The sequence below is a fragment of the Sphingomonas sp. Leaf231 genome (assembly GCF_001421995.1).
Lineage (GTDB): Bacteria > Pseudomonadota > Alphaproteobacteria > Sphingomonadales > Sphingomonadaceae > Sphingomonas.
In genome coordinates, this window is record NZ_LMLS01000001.1 from 553,814 (window position 1) to 575,667 (window position 21,854).

At 65.4% G+C, this 21,854-nt stretch carries 19 protein-coding genes; 1 reads left to right on the forward strand and 18 read right to left on the reverse strand.

Translation table 11 applies throughout. The annotated features are described in order from the left end of the window. Positions 1 to 397: 397 nt before the first annotated feature. Entirely contained in the window at positions 398 to 3,190 is a 2,793-nt protein-coding gene (locus ASE95_RS02690; protein ID WP_056633044.1) for a valine--tRNA ligase, read from the reverse strand. 105 nt (positions 3,191 to 3,295) lie between these two features. Between ASE95_RS02690 and ASE95_RS02695 the strand changes: the two genes are divergently transcribed. Then, entirely contained in the window at positions 3,296 to 3,688 is a 393-nt protein-coding gene (locus ASE95_RS02695; RefSeq protein WP_056631064.1) for a hypothetical protein, read from the forward strand. Positions 3,689 to 3,692: 4 nt separating this feature from the next. On the opposite strand, the gene ASE95_RS02700 is transcribed toward ASE95_RS02695, so the two are convergent. The 17 genes from ASE95_RS02700 to ASE95_RS02780 all read right to left on the reverse strand — a co-directional run bounded on the left by ASE95_RS02700 (position 3,693) and on the right by ASE95_RS02780 (position 21,843). Further along, on the reverse strand, positions 3,693 to 5,729 hold the full coding sequence (locus tag ASE95_RS02700; RefSeq protein ID WP_056633047.1) for a S9 family peptidase: 2,037 nt from the start codon (positions 5,727 to 5,729) through the stop codon (positions 3,693 to 3,695). A gap of 597 nt (positions 5,730 to 6,326) precedes the next feature. Next, positions 6,327 to 6,956, reverse strand: a complete 630-nt coding sequence (locus tag ASE95_RS02705; RefSeq protein ID WP_056631067.1) for a DUF2497 domain-containing protein — start codon at positions 6,954 to 6,956, stop codon at positions 6,327 to 6,329. 30 nt (positions 6,957 to 6,986) lie between these two features. Next, complete coding sequence (locus ASE95_RS02710) at positions 6,987 to 8,516, reverse strand: TolC family outer membrane protein (RefSeq protein ID WP_056631070.1); 1,530 nt, start codon at positions 8,514 to 8,516, stop codon at positions 6,987 to 6,989. Between the two features lie 11 nt (positions 8,517 to 8,527). Further along, positions 8,528 to 9,202, reverse strand: a complete 675-nt coding sequence (locus ASE95_RS02715) for a protein-L-isoaspartate O-methyltransferase family protein (protein ID WP_056631073.1) — start codon at positions 9,200 to 9,202, stop codon at positions 8,528 to 8,530. Positions 9,203 to 9,540: 338 nt separating this feature from the next. Then, on the reverse strand, positions 9,541 to 10,611 hold the full coding sequence (locus ASE95_RS17510; protein ID WP_156347849.1) for a hypothetical protein: 1,071 nt from the start codon (positions 10,609 to 10,611) through the stop codon (positions 9,541 to 9,543). A 338-nt stretch (positions 10,612 to 10,949) separates the two neighbouring features. Continuing rightward, complete coding sequence (locus tag ASE95_RS02720) at positions 10,950 to 11,498, reverse strand: hypothetical protein (protein ID WP_156347850.1); 549 nt, start codon at positions 11,496 to 11,498, stop codon at positions 10,950 to 10,952. A gap of 240 nt (positions 11,499 to 11,738) precedes the next feature. Further along, positions 11,739 to 12,035 (reverse strand): hypothetical protein, encoded by a 297-nt coding sequence (locus tag ASE95_RS02725; RefSeq protein WP_056631079.1) that lies wholly within the window; start codon positions 12,033 to 12,035, stop codon positions 11,739 to 11,741. A 61-nt stretch (positions 12,036 to 12,096) separates the two neighbouring features. Then, positions 12,097 to 13,509, reverse strand: a complete 1,413-nt coding sequence (locus tag ASE95_RS02730) for an SGNH/GDSL hydrolase family protein (RefSeq protein WP_056631084.1) — start codon at positions 13,507 to 13,509, stop codon at positions 12,097 to 12,099. 171 nt (positions 13,510 to 13,680) lie between these two features. Beyond that, positions 13,681 to 14,130 carry a hypothetical protein gene (locus ASE95_RS02740; protein ID WP_056631090.1) on the reverse strand — a complete coding sequence of 150 codons (450 nt, stop codon included), beginning with the start codon at positions 14,128 to 14,130 and terminating at the stop codon, positions 13,681 to 13,683. Beyond that, positions 14,127 to 14,633, reverse strand: coding sequence for a TIGR02594 family protein (locus ASE95_RS02745; protein ID WP_056631092.1), 507 nt, complete (start codon positions 14,631 to 14,633; stop codon positions 14,127 to 14,129). The genes ASE95_RS02740 and ASE95_RS02745 overlap by 4 nt, the downstream gene beginning before the upstream one ends. Positions 14,634 to 14,650: 17 nt before the next feature. Continuing rightward, positions 14,651 to 14,974, reverse strand: a complete 324-nt coding sequence (locus ASE95_RS02750; protein WP_056631095.1) for a hypothetical protein — start codon at positions 14,972 to 14,974, stop codon at positions 14,651 to 14,653. Beyond that, positions 14,971 to 15,585, reverse strand: coding sequence for a hypothetical protein (locus ASE95_RS02755; RefSeq protein ID WP_156347851.1), 615 nt, complete (start codon positions 15,583 to 15,585; stop codon positions 14,971 to 14,973). Before ASE95_RS02755 ends, ASE95_RS02750 begins: the two co-directional genes overlap by 4 nt. Then, positions 15,510 to 16,109 (reverse strand): hypothetical protein, encoded by a 600-nt coding sequence (locus ASE95_RS02760; RefSeq protein ID WP_162234654.1) that lies wholly within the window; start codon positions 16,107 to 16,109, stop codon positions 15,510 to 15,512. Before ASE95_RS02760 ends, ASE95_RS02755 begins: the two co-directional genes overlap by 76 nt. Before the next feature lie 11 nt (positions 16,110 to 16,120). Then, positions 16,121 to 20,314, reverse strand: a complete 4,194-nt coding sequence (locus ASE95_RS02765) for a hypothetical protein (protein WP_056631104.1) — start codon at positions 20,312 to 20,314, stop codon at positions 16,121 to 16,123. Continuing rightward, positions 20,302 to 20,724, reverse strand: coding sequence for a DUF6950 family protein (locus tag ASE95_RS02770; protein ID WP_056631106.1), 423 nt, complete (start codon positions 20,722 to 20,724; stop codon positions 20,302 to 20,304). The genes ASE95_RS02765 and ASE95_RS02770 overlap by 13 nt, the downstream gene beginning before the upstream one ends. Beyond that, the gene (locus ASE95_RS02775) at positions 20,717 to 21,277 is read right to left on the reverse strand and encodes a hypothetical protein (protein WP_056631109.1); all 561 of its coding nucleotides are present in this window, start codon (positions 21,275 to 21,277) and stop codon (positions 20,717 to 20,719) included. Before ASE95_RS02775 ends, ASE95_RS02770 begins: the two co-directional genes overlap by 8 nt. Then, positions 21,277 to 21,843: a hypothetical protein gene (locus ASE95_RS02780; protein ID WP_235528152.1), complete on the reverse strand. Its 567-nt coding sequence runs from the start codon at positions 21,841 to 21,843 to the stop codon at positions 21,277 to 21,279. Before ASE95_RS02780 ends, ASE95_RS02775 begins: the two co-directional genes overlap by 1 nt. Between the last annotated feature and the right edge of the window lie 11 nt (positions 21,844 to 21,854).

A 21,854-nucleotide genomic window follows, 5' to 3' on the forward strand; every position in this document is an offset into this window, starting at 1 on the left:
GATCCGGGTTCCGCGATCTGGGACCGATCGACGATCGGCCGTTCCCGGCATGCGCCGTCATCGCGAGCATAGCGAAGCAATCCAGGGGGCCGCACATGTTGCTGGATTGCTTCGCCACGCCCGCAATCGCGGGTGGATGCAGCGCATCTGCCCGATCGTGCGGGCGCGGTTCGCCCGACGATGCCGAGCAACCCGGAACCCGTAAAACGCTGAACGTCGATCCAGCCTGGGAACATAGGCGGAAGGGCGGCCCGGCAAAACGACGCGGGGTCGATCGGGCAACCCGGCCGACACATCGGTTACGCATGTCGGAGCAACGTGCCACGGCCCCGCCCCCGAAGGCGGAGCGCGGCAGCCGGGCGCGTCACCTTCTGCCGCCCGACGGCCGCGCTGCGCTTTACCCCAGCCGCGCCAGCGCCGCGGCGAAACGTTCGGCGTCGGCGCTCTTCTCGGCGTGGTCGGCCCGTGCCTTCTCCACCGCTTCGGGCTTCGCGCGCTCGACGAAGCTGGGGTTGTTCAACCGCCCGGCCAGCGCGTCGCGCTCCTTCTCGGCCGCCGCCAGCGACTTCTGCAATCGCTGCCGCTCGGCGTCGAGATCGATTACGCCATCCAGCGCGAGCGCAAAGGTCTCCGCGCCCCACAGGATCGGCGCGCGTGCGCCCTGCGCCTCACCCGCGGCCAACGTCACGCGCCCCAATCGCTCGACATAGGGCGCGATCGTCGCGGGCACTTCACCATCGCCGGTATGCAGCGCAATTCGCGTGCCCGGCGGGACGTTCAATTCCGCGCGCGCACCGCGCACCGCGTCGATCAGTTCGATCGCGCGCCCAATCTGCGCACCCGCTTCGGGATCGAGCGCGCGTGCGTCGGCCATCGGCCAGTGCGCGACGATCAGCTCATGCTCGCGCGGGGCGAGCGCGTGCCACAATTCCTCGGTGATGAATGGCATGAACGGGTGCAGCAGCACGAGGATCTGGTCGAGAACCCATCCGGCGACCGCCTTCGTCTCGGCGTCGATATTGCCCTTGATGAGTTCGAGGTACCAGTCGCAGAACCGGCTCCACACGAATTGGTAGATCGCGTTGGCGGCGGCGTCGAAGCGATAATCGGCCAGCGCCAGATCGACCGCCTGCACCGCCTGCACGGTCTCGGCGACGATCCACTTGTTGACCGCCAGCGTGGCGACCGGCGGCTCCAGCGTGGTCGACCCGCCGATGCCGTTGGCCTGTGCGAAGCGGCTGGCATTCCACAGCTTCGTCGCGAAGTTGCGATAGCCCTCGACGCGCTTCTCATCCATCTTGATGTCGCGGCCCTGGCTCTCCATCGCCGCCATGAAGAAGCGCAGCGCGTCGGCGCCATATGCGTCGATCAACCCGAGCGGATCGACGGTATTCCCCTTCGACTTTGACATCTTCGCGCCGTCCGCCGCACGAACCAGCCCGTGCAGGTACAGCGTGCGGAACGGCACGTCGCCCATGAACTCGATGCCCTGCATCATCATCCGCGCGTTCCAGAAGAACAGGATGTCGAAGCCGGAGATCAGCACGTCGTTCGGATAGCGCCCGCCCAGCGTCGGATCGGCGTCGTCCGGCCAGCCCATCGTCGCGAACGGCCACAGCGCACTGGAGAACCATGTGTCCAGCACGTCGGGATCTCGCCGCAAGACCACCACGCCTGACTCATGTTGACCCCGATCCATCCAGTCCTGCGTAAGTCGGATAGCGACCCCTTCCGGATAGAAGGAGCGGGCCTGCGCGAGTGCATCCTCGTCTGTTAAGGCAACAAACACTTGCTCGGCGATGGGCTGCCGGGTGGTCTCCCGAAAGTTGGCGTCGACGCGTATGACGTCACCGTTAATGAGAGTGCCATCGGGACGCAGCCCGGGACCGAACCACGCCGGTATCCGGTGCCCCCACCACAATTGCCGTGACACGCACCACGGCTGAATGTTCTCCATCCAGTTGAAGAACGTCTTTTCCCACGTCTTCGGCACGATCCTGATCGCGCCCGATCGCACCGCCTCGATGGCGGGCTTCGCCAGCGTCGCGGCGTCGACATACCATTGGTCGGTCAGCCACGGTTCGATCACCACGCCCGAACGGTCGCCATACGGGGTCTGGATCGTCCGCGCCTCGGCATCATGCTCCGCGCCGTCCTTGTCGACGTGCGGGATCAACACGCCCTCGTCCTTCAGCCGCGCGACCACTACGCCACGCGCCTCGGCGGTGGTCAGCCCCAGGAACGCATCCGGAATCAGCCCGTCGGCGGTCTGCACCACCCGCGCCCGTGCATCGAGCATGTTGAGCATGTCGCGCGCCTCGATCCCGGCGCGACGCCCGACCTCGAAGTCGTTGAAGTCGTGCCCCGGCGTGATCTTCACCGCGCCGGACCCCAGCGCCGGATCGGCATGTTCGTCCGCGACGATCGGGATCAGCCGACCGGTGATCGGCAACCGCACCTGCTGGCCGACCAGCGCCCGGTAGCGCTCGTCCTCCGGATGCACCGCGATCGCCATGTCGGCCAGCATCGTTTCCGGCCGGGTCGTCGCCACCACGATCGTCCCCGACCCATTGGCCAGCGGATAGCGCAGGTGCCAGAACCTGCCCTGCACCTCGCGCGTCTCGACCTCCAGATCGCTGATCGCGGTGCCGAGGCCCGGGTCCCAGTTCACCAGCCGCTTGTCGCGGTACAGCAGCCCGCGCGCGTGCAGTTCGACGAACACCTTCAGCACCGCCGTGCTGAACCCGTCGTCCATCGTGAACCGCTCGTTCGCCCAGTCCATCGAACAGCCGAGCCGGCGAAGCTGAGCGGTGATCTGGCCGCCGCTCTCCGCCTTCCACTGCCACACCTTGTCGACGAACGCCTCGCGCGACAGATCGGTACGCTTTTCGCCCGATGCGGCCATCTGCCGCTCGACCACCATCTGCGTCGCGATGCCTGCATGGTCGGTGCCGACCACCCACAGCGCGTCCTTGCCCTTCAGGCGAGCATGCCGCGTCAGGATGTCCTGCAACGTATTGTCGAGCGCGTGGCCGATGTGCAGCGAACCCGTGACGTTGGGCGGCGGGTTGACGATCGTCCACGGCTCGGCAGTCGGGCGATCGGGGCGAAACAGCCCCTTTTCTTCCCAGTGGCGGTACCAGCGCGATTCGATGGCGGCCGGGTCGAAGGTCTTGGAGAGTTCGGTCATGGAACGGCTGTAGCCGGACCGTCGCGCAGTGAGAAGCCGGCCGCGGACGCACATGACTGCTTAACCTGGATGATGGTATCGGAAATATCGAAGGAGCATCACCACATGCCGGCCCGTATCTATCACAGGCACAAGATGCTGCGGACCGGAATGGTTCAGATCGCGGAAGCGGCGCGGTGCTGGCCCGACCTCGACATGGCGGCTTTGTTGCGTGCGCGGCTGACCTTTGCGAGGGCGCTACGCAGATATCTGGCGACGGAGCAGGAAATGCTCGAAAACCTTCCGCCGACGGCGTTGCGGCGCGAAGCGATCGACGATCTGCAGCTGTTGCTCGGCGAATACAGCGCCCTTGTCAGCCACTGGACGCCGGACCTCATCCAGGTGAACTGGTCGAGCTACATCGCCGCCTTGAAGAACTTCGATCTCCACCTCAACCAGCGGCTGCGATGGGAGGATCATGAACTGCTGACCACGCTCCTCGCCCCACAAGCCGCCTGATCTGTCAACGCGGCGGGTTGCCCGTCCAGCGATCCATCCACCCCAAGACCTCGCGATACCATTGCCGAGAGTTCGCCGGCTTCAGGACCCAGTGATTCTCATTGGGGAACACCAGCAACCGTGACGGTACGTCGCGACGCTGAAGGGCGGTGAACGCCGCCAAGCCTTGCGTATACGGAATGCGGAAGTCCTTCTCGCCGGTGATGACCAGCTGCGGCGTCTTCCATCTGTCGACATACTGAACCGGGTTCCACTTCTCGAACGCCTGCGGGTCTTCGAAATACGCCTTGCCGCCGTGCTCCCACTCGTCGAACCATAGTTCCTCGGTTTCATAGGCCATCGCACGCGCATCGAAGACGCCGTCATGCTGGACGATGCACTTGAAGCGATCGGGCCAGCGCCCCTCGATCCAGTTCATCATATAGCCGCCGTAGCTCGCGCCCAGCGCACAGGCATTGTCGGCGTCCAGCCACGCGAACTGTCCGGTCGCGGCCGCCAGTCCCTTTTGCAGATCCTCGAGCGGCCAGCCGCCCCAATTGTTGCGGATCGCATCGGTGAAGGCCTGCCCGTACCCGGTCGACCCATGAAAATCGACCGCGACCAGCCCGTAGCCTGCACCGGCGAACACCGCCGGGTTCCAGCGGTACGACCAGCTGTTGTTGCTCGATCCCTGCGGCCCGCCGTGCACCATGAATGCGATCGGCACCTTGCCGGCAGCGCCTTGCGGGCGCACCGCATAGCCCCATACCGTGTCGTCGTTCGCGCCCTTGAAGCTGAACCGCTCGACCGTCGGCATGTCGATGCCCGCCAGGTTCGCGGCATTGACGCTCGTCAGTCGTGCCACGTTGCGCGCCGCCCCGACGCGATAGAAATCGTCCGGCGCGGTCAGGCTGTTCATCGCCACGACGATCGCACCGCGCGCACCTACCGCCACCCCGGAAACATGCCCTTCAGCCGTCAACCGCGTGACCTGCCCGTTCGCGGCATCGACCCGGAACAACGGCGTTTCCTGAACATCGTCGGCAGTGACGTACAGCGATCGCGAATCGGGGGCCCATTGCAGCGACGCGATCGACCGGTCCCAGCGCTCGGTCAGCGATACGGTCTTGCCGGTCGCCAGATCGCGCACGGTCAGGACGAAGCGGTCCGCCTCGTACCCCGGCCGCCGCATCGCCAGCCACGCCAGCGTCCGGCCATCGGGCGACACCGTCGGCTGCGTATCGGTCGCCTTGTTCGCGCCGGTCAGGTTGACCGGCGCGGCACCGGCATCGGCCGGCACCGAGAAGATATCGAGGTTGGTCGATAGCGGCTCGATCCGCCCCGGCTCGCGCAGCGCGAAATAGACGGTCCGTCCGTCCGGGCTCCAATTCACCTCTTCCGCCCCGCCGAACGGCTTCGAAGGCGTATCGCCCAGCAATGCGGGAGCCAGCGCGCGCCCATTGCCGCGTGCCACGCCATCGACGATCGGCAGCACGAACAATTGCGAACGCGTGCCGTCAGCCCAAGCGTCCCAGTGACGCACGAACAACTGGTCGTACGTCCGCCCCACACCCGCGTTCGCGGGCTTCTTGTCGGTTGCCGGCTCCAGTGTCGGAGCGCCGGGGCGACGATCCGCCCACACCAGCACGCGGTCACCGCTCGGCGCGACCTTGTAGCCGCCGAACCCACCCTTGAAGTCGGTCACCCGCCGCGGCTCACCACCGGCGACCGGCACCGACCAGATCGCATCGTTGGCGGTGAAATAGACCGTCGTGCCGATCACCTGCGGATCGTTTTCGTCGCGCTGCGGATCGGCGACCAGCTTCACCGGTTGCGCTCCGGCGCGCGACAGGTCCAGCTTCCACAGATCGTAGCGGCCGCGATCCGCCGCGACGTCGGTCTCGCGCTGCGCCCACACCAGCCAGCGTCCGTCGCTCGACAGGGCGGGCGCTCCGACCCGGCTGAGCCTCGTGACGTCGTCGATGGAAAGCTGTCGCGCCGCGGCGGGCGTGGCGAGGACGACGGCGAGCGCGAGCAGGCTCGCAAAGGACGGCTTCTTCATGGCTGCCAGCATAGAGCAGAAGGTGTCGCCCGAGACAATCGGCGACGAAACGGGCGAGCGGGGTGGCGGGCACGCAGGAGACGATTCGGGCGATCGCGGCCGTGTGGTCGGTAGATGATGCGGCTCCGGTCCGCGTCGGAATGAAGAGTTCCGCACGTAGAACGCACTGTCCGATCTGCACCGCTGGCAAGAACGCGGCAGCACCCACCGATCGACCGCCTCGGCCGGAATGACGTTCGCGGTCCCGCGCGCGGGCCGCTGTTCCTGCCGATGCCCAGCTTACAGCAGCGTGCCAAAGCCGATCGACATACGGCCGTCCCTTGCAAGCCCCGTCATTGCGAGCATGGCGAGGCAAGCCAGTGTGTCGCGTGAAACGCGAGATGTCGATCCCGCCTGGGCACAACCCCGGAAAGGCTGGACGACGCCGTCGCATCGTCCGCGTCGAGACGGGTTCGATCGTCCCCCCGACCGGCTACCCCCGCGCGCTGTCATCCATCCGAGAGAAGCTCCCGCCCACAGCGGAGGGCGCCACGACGATCCCGCATGAGGCCGGCCGACGGCGTGGTCAACACTCGTGACCCCGCCTTCGTTCGGGCGTCAGCCCTGATTGGCGATGATCTTCGCGATCTCACGTGCGACCATCTGCTCCACCAGCGGCGGCAGATTGTGGTCCAGCCATTCGCTGAGCATCGGGCGCAGCATTTCGCGCACCAACCCCTCCAGCGTCCCGTCACTCTCCGGCTCCGGCTTGACGATCAGCCGCGACAAGGCACCCAACGCTCCGCGCGTCGCCTCCACCGTGGCCGGTGAAACCGCCGGTGCCTCTTCGGTTTCCGGCGCTATCGACGCGGGTGCGGCGGGTGGCGGCGGCGCGGGAGCGGGTGCCGCCTGGGTTTGCTGTGCCACCGGGCTTTGCTGTGCCACCGGGGTTTGCTGCGCGGGTGCAATCGGCGGAGTCGACGACTGCGGTGGCGGGGTCGCCGTCCGCGCCGATGTGACCGTCGGGTCGAGCCGCTCCTCCCACGGATCGGGCGCGGCCCACGCCGGCGGCGGCGGGGCGGACAACGGCTCGTTCAGTTCCAGGATCGCATCACGCGATGGCGGTTCCTCGTCGCGTGGTGGCGGCGTCGGTGCGCGCCGCGGAACCGGCGTCTCGCCTTCCTTGATGACACGCTTGATCGAGGCGAGGATGTCTTCCATCGATGGCTCGCCGCTCAAATCACCCATCGGGTCGCCCTCAAAACGCTGCCCCGTCCGTCACGGTCGTGGTGTGTCGACACCTGTCGTCAATGCGGGTGTCCTGTCAACATTGCTTTCGAGCAACGGATCCAGCGGCCGCGTAACGACCGCCGTTTGCGGGCGCGTGCCCGACGTGCTGCTGGCGACCGGCACGGCGCGCTGGCCGTCGTCGAAATCGTTCAGCTTGCCCCGCACCTTGGCGTAGTGGATCGTCGGATCGTACAGCGGCCCGCCGTCCAGCCCCAGATCCTCGGCCTCGGCATGCCCCATCGCCGCCAGCAGCGCGAAGCCCGCGACATAGGCGTCGCGGCGAGCGGAGACGAGCGTCACCTGACTGTTGAGCAACTCCTGCTCGGCATTCAGGATGTCGAGCACGGTGCGGGTGCCGACGCTGTTTTCGGCGCGCACGCCCTCCAGGCTCAGCTTGTTGGCGTTCACCGCCGCCTCTGCCGACGCGATCACCTCCAGCGAGGATCGCCACACCGCAAAGGCCGAGCGGGCCGAGGCGATCACCTGCCGCTCCGCCGCGGTCGCCTGCTCGATCGCCTGACCGCGAAGCTCCTGCGCCTGCCTTACCAGCGCGCCGGGACGCCCGCCCTGGAACAGCGGCACGTTCAGCGTCACGCCGGCCGCGGTCGCATTGCCGGTCTGCACGCTGCCCAGCCCCGCCGCGCTCCCTTGCCCCAGCGATCCGAGGAAATTGAAGTAGTTCTGCGAAAGCGTGGCATTCACCTGCGGTCGGCGGCTGGCGCGCGCGACGCGCACATCATAATCGGTCGCATCGCGCGCGCGCCGCGCGGCGATCAGGTTCGGATTGTCCTGCAGCGCCACGTCCACCGCGCCGTCCGGCGATTGCGGAAACTTCGGCAGGACCGGCGGCTGTTCCAGCGTGCCAGGAGGCGCGCCGACCAGCCGCACGTAATTCTCGCGGCTGGAAATCAGCGTCGCCTGCGCGGATTGCAGCTGCGCACGCGCCAGGCTGAGCCGCGCTTCGGATTGCGCGACGTCGGTACGGGTCAGGTCGCCCACCTCGAACCGGTCACGACTGGCGCGCAGGTTCGTCTCCAGCACGCGAACGTTCTGACTGTTCAGTCCGACGATCGCCTCGTCGCGGATGACGTTGTTGTAGACGCTGACCACGTCGGTGAACGTGGTCGCCTCCGCGCCCCGCAGGTTCGCCTGCCCGGCCTCGACCCGCGTCTCGGCCGCCAGCACGCCGTTGCGCACCCGTCCGCCCTGGTACAGCGGCACCTGCACCCCGATCTGCGCATCGAGCCGCCGCTCCGGCGTGGTGAAGCTGTTCCCGCCGCGCAGGAAATTGTCGGTGAACCCGCCCTGCGCCGCCACGTTCGGCCGCCCCTGCGAACGGGCGATCGGCACGTTTTCGTCGTTTGCGCGCTGCGCCGCCCGTTGGGCGCTCAGGGTCGGATTGTCGCGGTACGCGCGCACCAGCGCGTCGCGCAGCGTCTCCGCCCGCGCCGGGATCGCTCCGGCAAGCACCAGCGTGACGGCAACCGATGACAACAGCGACGCGGAGCGAAGGTGCAAGTGCGTGATCCTTAGAAGGTGAAGCTGCGCGGGCGCGCGAAGCCGGGAAGCCTGACCGAATCGATGTCCGCGAACGGGGCGAGCGCGGTGGCCGCGCCGCGATGCGCCCCGGCGGCGAGACGGAATACGCCGCGCTCGATCAGCCCGCTGACGATCCGACCGCCATCGACGACCTGCGACGCCAGCGTCGCGGGCAGTTCCTCGATCGCGCCGTCGACGATCAGCACGTCGTACGGCGCACCCTCGGGATGGCCATGTTCCAGCGCGCCCTCGACGATCGTGACGCTGGGCGTCGCGTCGAGCGCGCCGCGCGCGATGCGGGCGAGCGTCGGCGACGATTCAACCGCCACGACCTCGGCGACCAGCGACGCCAGCACCGCCGCGGCATAGCCGCCCGCTGCACCGATCAGCAGCACCCGGTCGCGCGGCAGCAACTGTGCCTGCACCAGCAGCCGTGCGGTGGCGAGCGGCGTGTTGAGCGCGCGTCCCTCCCCCAGATCGATCGCGGTGTCGCGATAGGCCATCGTGGCGGCGTGTGCCGGCACGAAGCGCTCGCGCGGTACTTCGGCCATCGCCGCCACCACCCGCGGGTCGCTGACCGCGGTGGTGCGCAGCTGGCTGGAGACCATCGCCTGGCGCATGGCGGTGAAATCGTCGGTTCGAAGGGCGTCGGCAGCACGGGTCATCGGCAGTCCTGTGGCATAGCTGTTATATCGATGCAACACACGTTGCGCTGCTCGGCTTGTATCGCGCGCGGAACACACTTTGCAATCGGCGGCTTGACATGTCGGCCACTCACCCGCATCTGCGCGCCCTCACCGCATTGAGGCGCGATGGCGGAGTGGTGACGCAGAGGACTGCAAATCCACCTTGAGCTGGCTGAATTCCTAAAAAGTTAGCGGTGTTCTGCCTTCGTTCGACGCACCCATTTTCAAGGTGTTGCCGTCAGCACTGCTAACGCCTTTCGCGCTTGCGAGCGGTAGATCACGCTGCCTTCAAGCCTCCGAACGGCACCATTTCTGCGTCAGGCGTTGCCTTGCTCGCCACCCAAATCAATGGGGCGTATCACCGCATCTTGTGGCAATCGCATCCGGTCTGAAAGCTTGCGGAAAAAGTCTCTCGTGAATTGAAGCCGCATTCCCTCGGGACTTACGGCCATATGGAAGCCGTCTTGCTCGGGCTGGCTTGTGTAAATGATACGCTGATTTTTTCGATCTAGATCAATTATAAGATGCACAACAAAGGTTGGCCTTATAACGCCGCGAGGCGGCCCGGCTAAACCCCTATTTAGAAGATCTTGAACAAAGATGGTACTAGGCGGAGTGTCGTTGTCAGGCCCCTCGCCCGTTATTGGAAATCTTGTCACATTCAGATGAAACCCGTTATACCAAGACATTAAAGCAGGGCCGCCGCTCCCAAGCACGCCACCCTGTTGCGACCAAAACTTGACCCCGTACGGAACTTTAGCAAAACTATTTCCTTGTCGACTAGCCAATTCGAACCAGCCGCCGTACATGTAGTCTAAGGTTTCTGTTCCAAGTATCTCACCCAAGTAATTATTTGCAATTCTTGAAACAAGACCTTGCACGACCTGAACATGAGTCGGCTCGGTATCAAATCTAGCCTGCATGTTAGCAAAGAAGTTCCAAACACCGCTTCCCTGACCTACTATATTTTCAAATTTCCCTTGATTAAGGTCAAGGCAGTTCCAAACCTGCCTGTTAATATAATTCCCGTTGGCGAAATGATAGAGAAACGAAACAGAGTCGAGCTCGCTTTGATTGAAGCCCATACTCCGGGCAAGTTTTTGTAAATCTATCCGTTCGGTGCCGTCAGCACTTTCTTCTCGAAAGCGTTCTATTATAGCCTTCGCGACAATAACTGACCCGGCAAATGAAATTAATGACCTATTTATTATACAGGTTTTCTGAGTGAGCCCCGCGAGGGAAGAACCAGCATTGCTATGGATTAGCGGCCCGTCCCTGACCGGGAGCTGCAACTCTTCTTTGTCGTAGCGCGACGGCCTCGACGTTATAAGATCCGAGGCTACCAACAGCCCGGTTTGGTCGCTTATATGTGAAAATATGAGAGTCACTATGATCGCCCGCGAAACGATAGTCGAGACATTTACGCATAAAGAGCGCGCGCGTGTAAGCGATTACCGGAGGTATCCGATTGAAATCGAGCTTTCACTGGCGGTTTAGATAGTGATGCAGCTTGGAAGGCTGCTGTACTACCATTGTACTATACCCGCAAACCCGCAGAAAAGCTGGCTTTTCTAACCGAGCGATAGGATTGTTTTGCAATCCTGTTTTGCACTGGCATCCGATAGCGCAGCGAAAAGACGTGGTCAATCGCCGCCGAGGTATCGCACGCTGGGCTTCGAAAGACATGCAGATCGGTTCGTGGGATCAGGCGGAAAACGCCGCCCGATCACCGAAACTCCGCCCAGACTGCATGACCTCGCTTCACCAGTTCGGTCACGATCCAACGGTGCGCCTGATGGCCGTGGTTGAAGGCTCGGTCTTTGCGTTCAGTGATCTCGGTCCAGAATGTCACGAGCAGCGCACGATCGGCGAGGAACGGGCGCAGAACGCGAAGAGCGAGGCGGACGGCCGGCGTTGCCACGTCGTCACGCGAAGCCCGCTGCGCGGCGTCCCTCAGCACGCTGAGTGCCAGGTTCATCACCAGCGTGCGTCCGCGCTGCTCGCGCATCTCGCGCTCGTTGCGGCCGAACGGGATCAGTTCGACCTTCACGTCCCCGTCGGTGCCGACCGGGCATCGCGCGCAGATCATTTCATGCTGGGTCGTGCGCCAATCCATCGTCGCGCGCCTGAAGGTGCGCGAGGCGATCAGTTCCTCTAGATCATGGACCTTCACTGCCTTGCAGGACCGGCAGGTGACACGCACGGACGCTTCCACCTTTCGCAGGTCGTACAGGGTCTTAGGATCGCCAACCATTCGCCCATAGTGGCGGAACATTGTGCGAACAAAAAGGCTGGATTGTTTCAGCGCGACGGGGCATCAGGTCGCCATGTCCGTCTGCGAGAGCCTCGATCGAGTCGCCGGCATCGGCCATAACCGCGCCGGGTGCCCGCTCTGCGGAAACGACGATCGTGCCGCGTTGGTTGAACACGTCGCCCAGACACTTTGGAAAAGCCGCGAGCCTGACGGCGGCTGGCCGTGGGAACATGCAGGCGACCACTGGCATCGCATCTTCCGTCAGTTGGCGGAAACGGCCATAGACGCCGTGCGGACAAGCTCCCACCCATAGCCACGCCGACTGACGATCTGCACGTCGGCGCCGATCCGGCGCAGCTTAGCGCGGATCTGCGATATGCGGACGTGCGCCAGGGAATTATCGTTGCCGTCCTCCGCCAATGGGGCGAGCAGGCAGACGCGCTCGATCGATATCTGCCCATAACGCACCAGTTCGTAGGCGACCTGCGCCTCGGACGCGTAGAGGGGCACACGCTGATCGCGCCAGAACAGCGTGTGAGGCTCGTCGATCGCGACCAACGAGCCTCGCTCTACCCGCTTCTGCCGCGGCGCACCGCAGCAGTCGCATACGGACATCCAACTACCGGCGTAGCTTAGTGGTGGCCACACGAATGCCGGCAGCGGACGCACGGGCAAGATACTCCATACCGCCGGTTCCCGGGACCGACGCACCGAACGTCTCGTGGATCAAGTCAGCCTGCATGTACGCTGATGCAGTTCCAGTCGATCCATCCCCGAACATCACAGGCGTCGGTGCCGCAGTCGAGATCGGAACGAAGCTGACCAGCTGGTCCGCCGAAGCGTTCACTGCGGCCAGCATCGCCTGCTCGGCAGCCAGCACCCCGGCCGCCACATTGTAGCCGGAGCCAAGACCTCCGCTATCTACGCCAATGACGAAGATCGGCACGGCCGGCCCAACGATCGCACGGATCGCGACGATGTTACCCGCCAACTCGGACTGGATTAGAGCGGGTGCCTTATCGCGGTCGTTGATCGACCCCTGGACGAAAACGGCATCCACGCCGCCAGGCAAGGCCTGAAGCAAGGCCAAATCGTTCATGCGGGCGCCGTAGCGGAGACCGAGCGATGGATTGTCGCTTGCGATGCCGGTCCCTGCGACGCCGAGCTGCAAGGCGTCGGTGACCCCCAGAACACGCATCGTGATCGATGCATAATTGTCGTGCGCAAAGCTGTTGGGCGTGTTCGACTGAGTGCCGTATGCGGCCTTGCTGTCACCGATCCACGCGGCCCGCAAGAAATCCGCTGGGGTCGGCCGCCATACACGCGAGGTAGGCGAGACATAGACCCCGCGAAACGGGAGGTTAAGTTCGCTCTCGAAACGAATGTGCCGACCCTTGGCGGATTTCGCACCGAAATCGATGATCAGATATTGAAAGCCACCGGAATTGGCGTTGCCCATGACCGCTGGCGTGCGGCTGACGAATTGTCCGTCGACCAGGATGCGTACCTGCGCGACTGGATTGTAGTTCAGCATCAGCGCCGGTGCAGCATCGTCGGTGATGATCTCAATCGCCCAGCCAACAGCCCCGCGACCCGAACCACCTACCGGGTTCGCGACCGCCGATGCCACTACAGGGAATCCGAAACTCGCTCCGGAGACCTGCGTCGGAATGCCGCCATAGAAAGCGCCCCAGCTGTTGTCCGCATCATTCATAAGCCGCGCTTGCGTCTTGCCGGTGCCGGCGGTCGCAGACCACGTTAGCGTAGGTGCCGCCTTGCCGGCGGAGGGGCCTGAACCATAATCAGGAAGATCGTATGCGTTGCTACTGAGCGCGCGCTGTTGCTGGCGCACCAGTTTGTCGACCTGCGGACTGATCCCTCTTGACGCGAGAAGCCCCGCCATCGTCGTCGACTTCGTCGTCCCGTTCTGAACGACCCGGATAACCTCGCTGCCGGACAGTTGCTGCGCGAGCGCAGGCAAGGAAAGGAAGGCGAGCGCAATCGCGCCCATCCCGCGGATGAACTTCATCATGTCAAAAGCCTTTCGTGGCTTGGTGGAGAAAAAGGTTGTCAGCGCGCCTTGCGCTCGGCAGCCGGCGCGCTGCGCGGCCAAGCGTCGAGCAGCAGTTGCCGGATGTCGTCGCAGGCCTTCAGGTCGAAGCGCCCGTTACGGATCGTTGCGTCGTCGTCGGCGGCCGTCGCGCTACCGTCGGCCTGATGATGCTGCGGCGTCGGCCGGCAGGGCACCATCGCCGCGGGCGGAGGGTCCGGGATCGTCGGCGTAGAGGGCGGCATCGAGCGCGGTGATGTCGCGCACGCGCTCAGCAGCGCGGCAATGGATGCGGCCAGCAGCAGTCTGGGCATATTCCCTCACGGTGTTCGTGGATCGAAGGATGATCGGCTCGCGCGCGGCGAGGCGATCGGCGAAGGTTGTCGCCGCGGTGGCGATCTGGCGGGCGAAACCGCGCTCCTGCTCGGCACGCACCCGGTCGGCGCGCTCGACCGACGCGGTCCATGCCGACCGCTCGTTGGTCAGGGTCTGCCGCACATCGTCGCGCTGCGCCCGGAAGATCAGCGCCAAGCCCGCCAGCACGACGATCGGGATCGCGGGCCAGAACCGCCGCACCAGCCCCGCGACCGTCAAGGCGGTCATGCCTCGTTGCTCGATAACGAGACGCCGGTTGAAGCGACCTTCACCGGCTGTCCGGTGAGGGGAACGCCGAGAGGCCAGCGCCGCGCGATGCACCGCTTCTTCTCGATCCACGCGCGCGTGACCGCATCGCCCTGATTGCCGCCCAACACCCGATATGCGGTTGCGTTCTCACCGTCGTAGAAGCCTACGTGCCCTCCACCTGGACGCTCGAACACCAGCACCGCGCCGGGGGCGAGGTCGTTGGGCGCAACAGGGCTGCCCCAGTCGGCCCATGCCTTGGCGCGCACCGCAATGGACACTGGCTTGATGCCGACCTCATGCAGGCAGGCGGCGACGAACACGCCGCACCACGGCACGCTGTCGGCGTTGTAGGCAATTCCCAGCACCTTGGTGCCGAGGCGCTTCGCCCAGCCCATGATCGTCGGCGAGTTGGCGACGCCCGGCGCTTCACGCGTGCCAAGCTTCGCCCGCGCGGCGGCAAGCCACGCAGGTTCTTTCGTCATCTGCTATTCCTCGTTGGTTAAGGGGTCGGTTCGCTCGTGCCGCCCAGCAGGCGCGCGAGGGGCGCCGGCAGCAGCGTGGGCAGCATCCGCAGGATGACGCGGATCGTGCCGATTCCGGTCCATCCGGCGCAGATACCAGCCAGCAGGATCGTCCATGCCGGCCATTGGAAATGCAGAGCCGCCGCCCCGCCGAGCGCACCGAACGCCGGCAGTAAGGTGCACAGCACAGCGATGTCGCGCCACGTGACCGGCTTCCCGGCTTCGATCTTGCGCCCGATCTTCAGAACCTGCCCGGCGGCGACGGCAAACGCCGCGAGCGCATAAGCCTGCCAGTCCCTCATAGCGTCACCACCGCGATCCCGAGGCCGGTGAAAACCAGCACGCCCGATACGAGGAAGCTGGCGGTGCGATGCCGGGAAAAGCCCGCCATCACGAACGCCATGCCGGTCACCGACAGGACAGCGGCCAAGCAATCCGTCGCGATGTCGAAATCCGTCCAGGCATCCGGACGCGTGCTGATCAACCGGGCGGCGTCGCCCATTGAGCCGAGGCTGTACGCGCCGCCGATCAGGACACAGCCGATGAAGAACAACGTGGCGCTCCACGGCGTCTTGATGGCGGAGACGAGATCGACGTGCAGCTGGTCGACCGCCGCCCGGAACCGCGATCGGCACGCCCGTTTGTCGCCCCGGCACCAGCCGAAATGCCAAGCGGCCGACATGATCGGCACCAGCCAGTTGCCGGCGGCAACCGAGAAGCGGACGCCGTAGAGCATCATCGTCCAGATAGAGACGACGCTCAGGATATGGCCGAGCGGGGTCATCGCGCGGCCCCAGGGGCCGCGACGTTCATGCTTTCCATCAATTTTCTCCGGGATCAGGCGGGCCAGTTCACCGCCACAGCAGCCGCCTTCTTGGCGGCGATGGTCTTTGCGACGCGGACAGCGGCGCAAGCTGCCGCCTCGCGCGCCGCGATCTCAGGCACGGTCGATGAGGTGGTCATACCCACCCGAAACCGCGCGATTGCCTTGTCGATCGTGTCGCCGAACGCCTTTGCGTCCGCGAGTGCATAGGGGAACGTCGCCACCCGGCGAGCCGCAGGCCACGCGCTAATCGCGGTAAGCGTCTGCGCCACTGTCCCGACCAGCCCGCCCCCTAGCGCCGCGTCCCATGAGGCCACCTCCGCCGCCTTCGCCGGGTATTCCGCAGACTTGGAGGGCAGCGCCGTACCGATCGCCATCTTCAGGCCATCCGCCTTCCGCTTAATCTCGGCGATCAGCGAGGCCTCCACCTCCGCGATCGTCGACGCGGGCTTCACCACCGCAGTCAGGCTGGAGCCGTTCCACCACCATTCCCCCGGTCGCACCTCGACGCCCATGCACGGATGCGGTTCGTGCCCTTCCGGGCAATTGAGCATGACGTTTTCGATGGTGTCTGCATCGACCAATTGCGTCACCATCCCATCGGCTAGCGCCACGATCGCGAACTTCACTTCTTATACTCCGTAGCATTGATCTTCGTGTTGAAGACGGTGCCGTTCCGCTGAGCGACAGACAGGGTAATGCGGACAAAGTAACGGGCGATGCCAGCGCTGGGCACATCGTTTTCCCAAAAGCTGAAATATGGCCCTTCACGAAATGGCGTAGACCCAACGAGACGTTGCTGGCCGTTTTGCTCGCAATACAGCGCCAAGAACCACATGTTCGGAGCAGTCATCCCGCTCTCGCCATCGACGTAATTTGTCGAGAGCCGGACGTCGATACGGACGTATCCGGTTCCCGCGATTGAGATGGTCAGCGTGCCAGTGTCCGCTACGGTGTTCTGCTGGAAGCCGTACGTGCCCCCTGTGGTTGTGAGGCTGTTCGTGATCGACCCGTTCTGGATAGTCCGCGACGTGACCGTGCCGGTCACCATCAGGTTGCCGTCGATCAGCGTGTTCGCGCCGATGTAGAAGAGCGGCGACGTGCCATCCTTCTTCGTCAGCGAGATCTGGGTGGCTCCGTCGTTTGTCGTGCCAGTGACCCGCCAGTAAACCTCGGTGCGGCCGTCGATGCCGGTGATCGAGCCGGTCTGCTGTTCGACGACGCCGATGCGCCCATTGTACTCGGTGCGGAGCGTCTCAACTGACCGTGCCACGACACCAGTCTTCGCGTCTGCAATAACGGTCGCAGCTTGCGTGATCGTTGACGTAAGATAGTCCGAAAGCCCGCTGCCTTGCGTGCCCGCAACCTGCGCTTGAAGCGTCCGCACCACTTCCGCCGCGGCGTAGCGGTTCGGCAAGTCGGCGAGCGTGTCTTCTGTGGCTTTCACCCGTGCAGACACCGCTGGGATGGTTTCGGTGATCGCCTTGCGTGCGGCAATCTCCATATCAGAAGCAGGTCGCAGCAGCGCGGAGATCCACCGCAAGGTCTTATCGTAACGTACGGGAGCGAAGCCCTCCCAGTTGGTCATCAAGTGAAAGTTGAGATAGCCGTTACCGCTCTCCGGGACGTAAAACAGTTTCGCCCATTTCCGCACGCCACCGCCGCGGTCCACGTCGCCAGCCACGCCGTTGATGTCAGGATCTGCCGCAAAGCTGAGATGGTACATCCCGTGTAGCGTGAGGCCCGAACCCAGCCATGTGCCGGCGGTCTTCCAGACCTCGGCCTCAAAAACGTACCATCCGCCGGAGGTGTAAATCGGCGTTTGTATGAAGCCAGAGTTGATGCCGGCAGCAGTATGTTCGAGCATGTAGCCGGTCGGACGCAGTGAAGCGGGAAGCCGGCTATAAAGCCCGACTTCACCCCAGCCGGCGTATGCGTCAGGCGGCAGGTAAGGATTCGTCCAATACGCAAAGTCAGGGTTTGCGTTCATTGCCGATCCCGCGGCCATCGCTGCCGCTTCAACCGCAGACGTGCGAGTGCCGAGGGCGCGATCTGCTTCGGTGAACGCGGTCGTGACGTCCCTAGCGCTGGCGCTGACACGCTCGCCCATGCGCGCCTCGATCGCCACGCTCTCGCGAGCCAGCGCGGCGTCCTTCTCGACTAGGGTCGTGACCTCGCGGGTAACCCGCGCGTCCACGTCGGCAGCTCGCTGCTCACCCTCGGCATCCTCAAAGCGAACATAGTCGACGTAGGTGTTGAGCGGGGTGTCGCCCTCATGGTTGAGCAAGATGCAGAGCCGCACCTGCTTCGTACCGGGGGCAAATTTCTGCCAGCTGTCGTTGCCCTCGCCGGTCATCACCTGCGCGAACTCACCCATCGCGCTCGTATTTCCGATGCGTACCTCGACGAGGCACGAGTACCGGTAAGATCCGTAGCTTCCGTGATCGAGCAGGTTGCCGGAGTCGTCCAGGCAGGCGACGCCGATGAAGACCTTGCTGCCGGGGGTGAAGGGTTCGCTTGCACTGTACGCGCCGATCCGGGTGGCGATCCTGTAGCGACGGTTCGTATCGACCGGGTAGGTGGCGACACTGAAGGCCGCGACCCCGCCAGCTCGTGGCTCGGCTATCAGGCAAGATGCCCCGTCGTAAGCTGAGCCAATGAACACTCCCTCGCGATCGAGAGCCGGCGCTGACGCCTCCGGCCCGATCTTCCAGTGATCGGCGAGGGGATACTCGGCGGTGAACTCTCCCGCCTGATGGGCGCCGGTACGCAGCGAACTGCTGAAGGTCTCGACGCTGCGGGTGACCGCTGCGTCGCGCTTGATCGCCGCCTCGTCGACGCGCTTGATCTCGACACGCGCCACGCTGTCGACGCCCTCGCTGCCGCCGCCACCTTCGGCGATCAGCGTGTCGACGCGCCGGTTGACCGTGTCAGCATCTTCTATTGCCTGTCCCGCGCGATCGTACGCGTCGTCAGCGCGCCCCTTCGCGGCGGTGATGCGCTCGCCCGCGTCGGTAACCGCCTTCTCTACGGCCGGGATCGTCACCGTCTCGAAGTGGTTCTGCTGCGCCTGAGCCGCATCGAACGCTGCCAGCACGTCAGTGACCGGCCGACCGCCGATGTTCGTGCCTTCGGGCGCGCCCACGGTCGCGTTGTCCTCGGGCTTTGTGCCGGTCGGGTCGGAAATCGTGTCCCACGACACCGGGCGCTCCAGCGCGATCTCGTCAAGCGACGGCGTCGCGACCAGCGCAGGCGTCGGGGGCGGCGTGCCAGTGCGGCCGAGCGCGAAGTCGTGCTTCGCCATCGTCTCGCCGCGCAGCACCAGCGTGACACCCATCGTGGCGGGGTCGAGCGTACGGCGCAGCACCACGGCCGGCTGGTTGACCAGCCCGACGTCAGGCAGGTTGATGGTCAGCAGGTCGCCCGGCCCATAGCGGCGCATGCGCGGCTTGCAGGGCAACTCGATCTCGCCCAACTCGCGGCGATCGAGCAGTTCGTACGCCGCCAGCTGGCGGGCCTGCGCGGGGTCCTGCACGAGGTCGTACTGACGCTCTTCGCGCTTTTCCTCGCCATCCTCGGTCAGATAGGTTGCAATCTGGACGGGATCGGTCGCCACATATTCCCAGCGGTGCGTCTCCGAACGGTACTTCGGCACGATGGTGTTGAGCCGCTGCTCCCATCCCTGCATCGCTCCGACGACGATTTCGCCTTCGGCCAGGTCACTTGCCGTGATCGTGTCGAGCGCGATCCGGGGCGCGTTGACGCGCACGCCAAGTCGCCCGCCGATCCAGCAAGGCTCGGCACCGCCGGCCGCAAGGATGCGCTTCAGGTTGTCCCACTTGCTGCTCGACGGCTCGAACAGCATGCCGTCGCAGTTCCAGCGGTTCGCGGTGCACACATTGTGCAGGTGCACGAACTGCTCGACGATCAGGCCGTCGAGCGGGATGCCGGCGCCGAAGGTCTTTCGATACACCGAGCCGCCGACACGGGTGTCGCGCTCGTAAATGCCGAGCGCGTACCGCAGCGCCAGCAGTCCCGGCGAGCGGGTGAACGACCACGTCGCGCGCGCCGCATCATGGCCCGCGGTGTCACCCGGAGGCGCCCAGCGGCTTGCGCCGGCACCGCCCGGATAGGTGCTGTCCTCAACCGGGTTCCAGCACCGCGCACCGCGCCACACGGCGCCCATCTGGGCGAAGCCTGACGCGAACACCTCGCCGTCGCGGTCGAACAAGCCGTTGTAGGCGATAGCGGCCTTGCCCGACAGGCGGGCATCCGCGCCCCAGCCAGGTGCGCCGGGGAAACGCAACGGGAGCGCCGCGGCTTCGACCTGCTGCCCCAGCTGGAACGACCGCCACAGATGCTCGCGGAAGTATCCGTTCGTGCCGGCCACCGGCCCTTCGGGGCGCATCGCGATCGGCGCGAGGTCGGCGTAGATCGCCTCCAGCCCGTCGACGGGACCGCCGACCGAATGGACGTCGGCCGCGAGAAGATAGGGGTTCTTCACCTTCTTCAGCGTGGCGCCGTAGCCGACCAGCTGCACGCGCGCGCCGCCGTAGTAGGTGCGGCCGACGATCCACGGGCTGTCCTGATCGCTGCCGATCGTCGTCTGCGAGACCGATCCCTGACGTGGGGGCGTCGAGGCGGTCAGCGATGCTCCGACACTCGCAGCGGTGGACGCGAGCGCGGCATAGGTCGCCACCGATTTCAGCGCCACGACGCCGATCGTCGCGACGCCTGCCGTCGACAGCGCCAGCGCCGCGAACGCCACTACGCCGGCAATCTTGCCGACCGTGCCTGCTACGCCGCTCACAGCCGCCACGCCGCCTTGTAGGGCTGCGTCACCACCGGCTCGATCGCGACCAGCCCTCGGGCGAGGTCATCGCCGTGATAGCCGAGCACCTTGCCGCCGGCCGCAATCACGACGGCGTCGAACGCGTCGTCACCCTCCATCAGGGCGAGATCGCCGATCAGCATGCCGGCCGGCGCGATCCGCGGCAGAAGGCTGTCGAGCAGGTCCATGATGCCGGCATGCCCGGTCGCCGCCAGCGCGCGCTTGGCGCCGAGCGCCGAACGCAAGTCGGGCATCTTCGGGGGCTTGTGCCCGAGCGCCACCATCTGGGCACGCGCGAGGTGCAGGCAGGTGCGCCGGCCGGTCCACGAAAACGGACGATCCCGGAAACGCGCGACCACCCGCTCGGTACGCACGCGGCGTTGCTCCAGATCAAGCACGCGACGACGCTCCGCGCGGAGCCGCCGCGGCGCCCCATGCCACGTCGGTGGTCAATCCAGTCGCGTTGTCCAAGCCAGCTTCTCCGGGATAAATCATGCGGTGGAAGGAAGGCGACAGCGTGTTGCCCTCGTTGCGGAGCATCAGCCGTTGCCCGTGCGTGACGCAGCCGATCTCCAGCACGCGCGTGCCGCGCCCGATGCGCAGCCGCATGCTGTCGACCTGCCAGTCGACCATCTGGTCGGGTTGGCCGATGACGCCGCCGTTTCGTTCGTCGATCTCCGCCACCCACAGGCGCAGCCGCGCGCCTTGGTTGCCCGGCGCCGTCAGCGCCGCTGCGGCGGTGGTGGTCGGCGGCGCCATCGTCAGCATCCCGGCCGGGGCTTCGTCGCCGACCCCTTCGGTCAGCGCATCGAACCCGGTCAGGATGCCGAACTCGGCATCTTCGGCCTGATAGGTATCGCCATTCCAGCGGACGAAGCCGCCGTCGCAAAGCGTGATCGCGCGAGATGGCAGTTCCAGCTTCATCAGGCCGGACAGAAGCACCCGCTCCATCAGCGCGCCTCCTCAATGGCGAACTCGATCGACGTCGTTCGGTCGACGGCGAGGTTCCATGCGCGCGAATTGCCCTCGACGATCCCCTCGACCATCGGCGTGGCCAGATGCACGGCAGCGCCGTTCTGGAACGGCACCCGCAGCATCTCGGACAGCGGCAGCACCATGCGCCCATCGGCGCCGGCCACCGCGTCATCGGCTACGTTGTGGAGGTAGTGCTGTCCGGTCGGATCGACGATCGACAGCCAATAGCCTTCACGCGCGACATAGCCGGGCGCGAGGCCGCGCAGGTTCAAGGTCAGCCCGCTTTGCGCCGCGCCGTCGGTCACCGGCGCACCCGGCTCCCCCTGATCCACGAAGATCGGGTAGGGCACCCTCAACCCGACGCGCTGCCCGCGGATCAGGCGGGAAACGACGACGCGGCCCTGCTCGGGCTCGTACGGCGGGAAGCCGAGCGACACGCGATAGTGCGAGCCGAGCCGGTTTACCTTCAGCGCCGCCGTGTTGAGCGGCGAGCGCATCACCCCGCCGGCATCCACCAGCGAAGGCGTGGCGGCGTTCGGCACCGCCCAGTCAG

Excerpts from the sequence above, each read along its gene's own strand:
- ASE95_RS02690 (WP_056633044.1), bottom strand. The coding sequence starts at position 3,190 with ATGACCGAACTCTCCAAGACCTTCGACCCGGCCGCCATCGAATCGCGC.
- ASE95_RS02695 (WP_056631064.1), top strand. The coding sequence starts at position 3,296 with ATGCCGGCCCGTATCTATCACAGGCACAAGATGCTGCGGACCGGAATG.
- ASE95_RS02700 (WP_056633047.1), bottom strand. The coding sequence starts at position 5,729 with ATGAAGAAGCCGTCCTTTGCGAGCCTGCTCGCGCTCGCCGTCGTCCTC.
- ASE95_RS02705 (WP_056631067.1), bottom strand. The coding sequence starts at position 6,956 with ATGGGTGATTTGAGCGGCGAGCCATCGATGGAAGACATCCTCGCCTCG.
- ASE95_RS02715 (WP_056631073.1), bottom strand. The coding sequence starts at position 9,202 with ATGACCCGTGCTGCCGACGCCCTTCGAACCGACGATTTCACCGCCATG.
- ASE95_RS02720 (WP_156347850.1), bottom strand. The coding sequence starts at position 11,498 with ATGTTCCGCCACTATGGGCGAATGGTTGGCGATCCTAAGACCCTGTAC.
- ASE95_RS02730 (WP_056631084.1), bottom strand. The coding sequence starts at position 13,509 with ATGATGAAGTTCATCCGCGGGATGGGCGCGATTGCGCTCGCCTTCCTT.
- ASE95_RS02740 (WP_056631090.1), bottom strand. The coding sequence starts at position 14,130 with ATGACCGCCTTGACGGTCGCGGGGCTGGTGCGGCGGTTCTGGCCCGCG.
- ASE95_RS02745 (WP_056631092.1), bottom strand. The coding sequence starts at position 14,633 with ATGACGAAAGAACCTGCGTGGCTTGCCGCCGCGCGGGCGAAGCTTGGC.
- ASE95_RS02750 (WP_056631095.1), bottom strand. The coding sequence starts at position 14,974 with ATGAGGGACTGGCAGGCTTATGCGCTCGCGGCGTTTGCCGTCGCCGCC.
- ASE95_RS02775 (WP_056631109.1), bottom strand. The coding sequence starts at position 21,277 with ATGGAGCGGGTGCTTCTGTCCGGCCTGATGAAGCTGGAACTGCCATCT.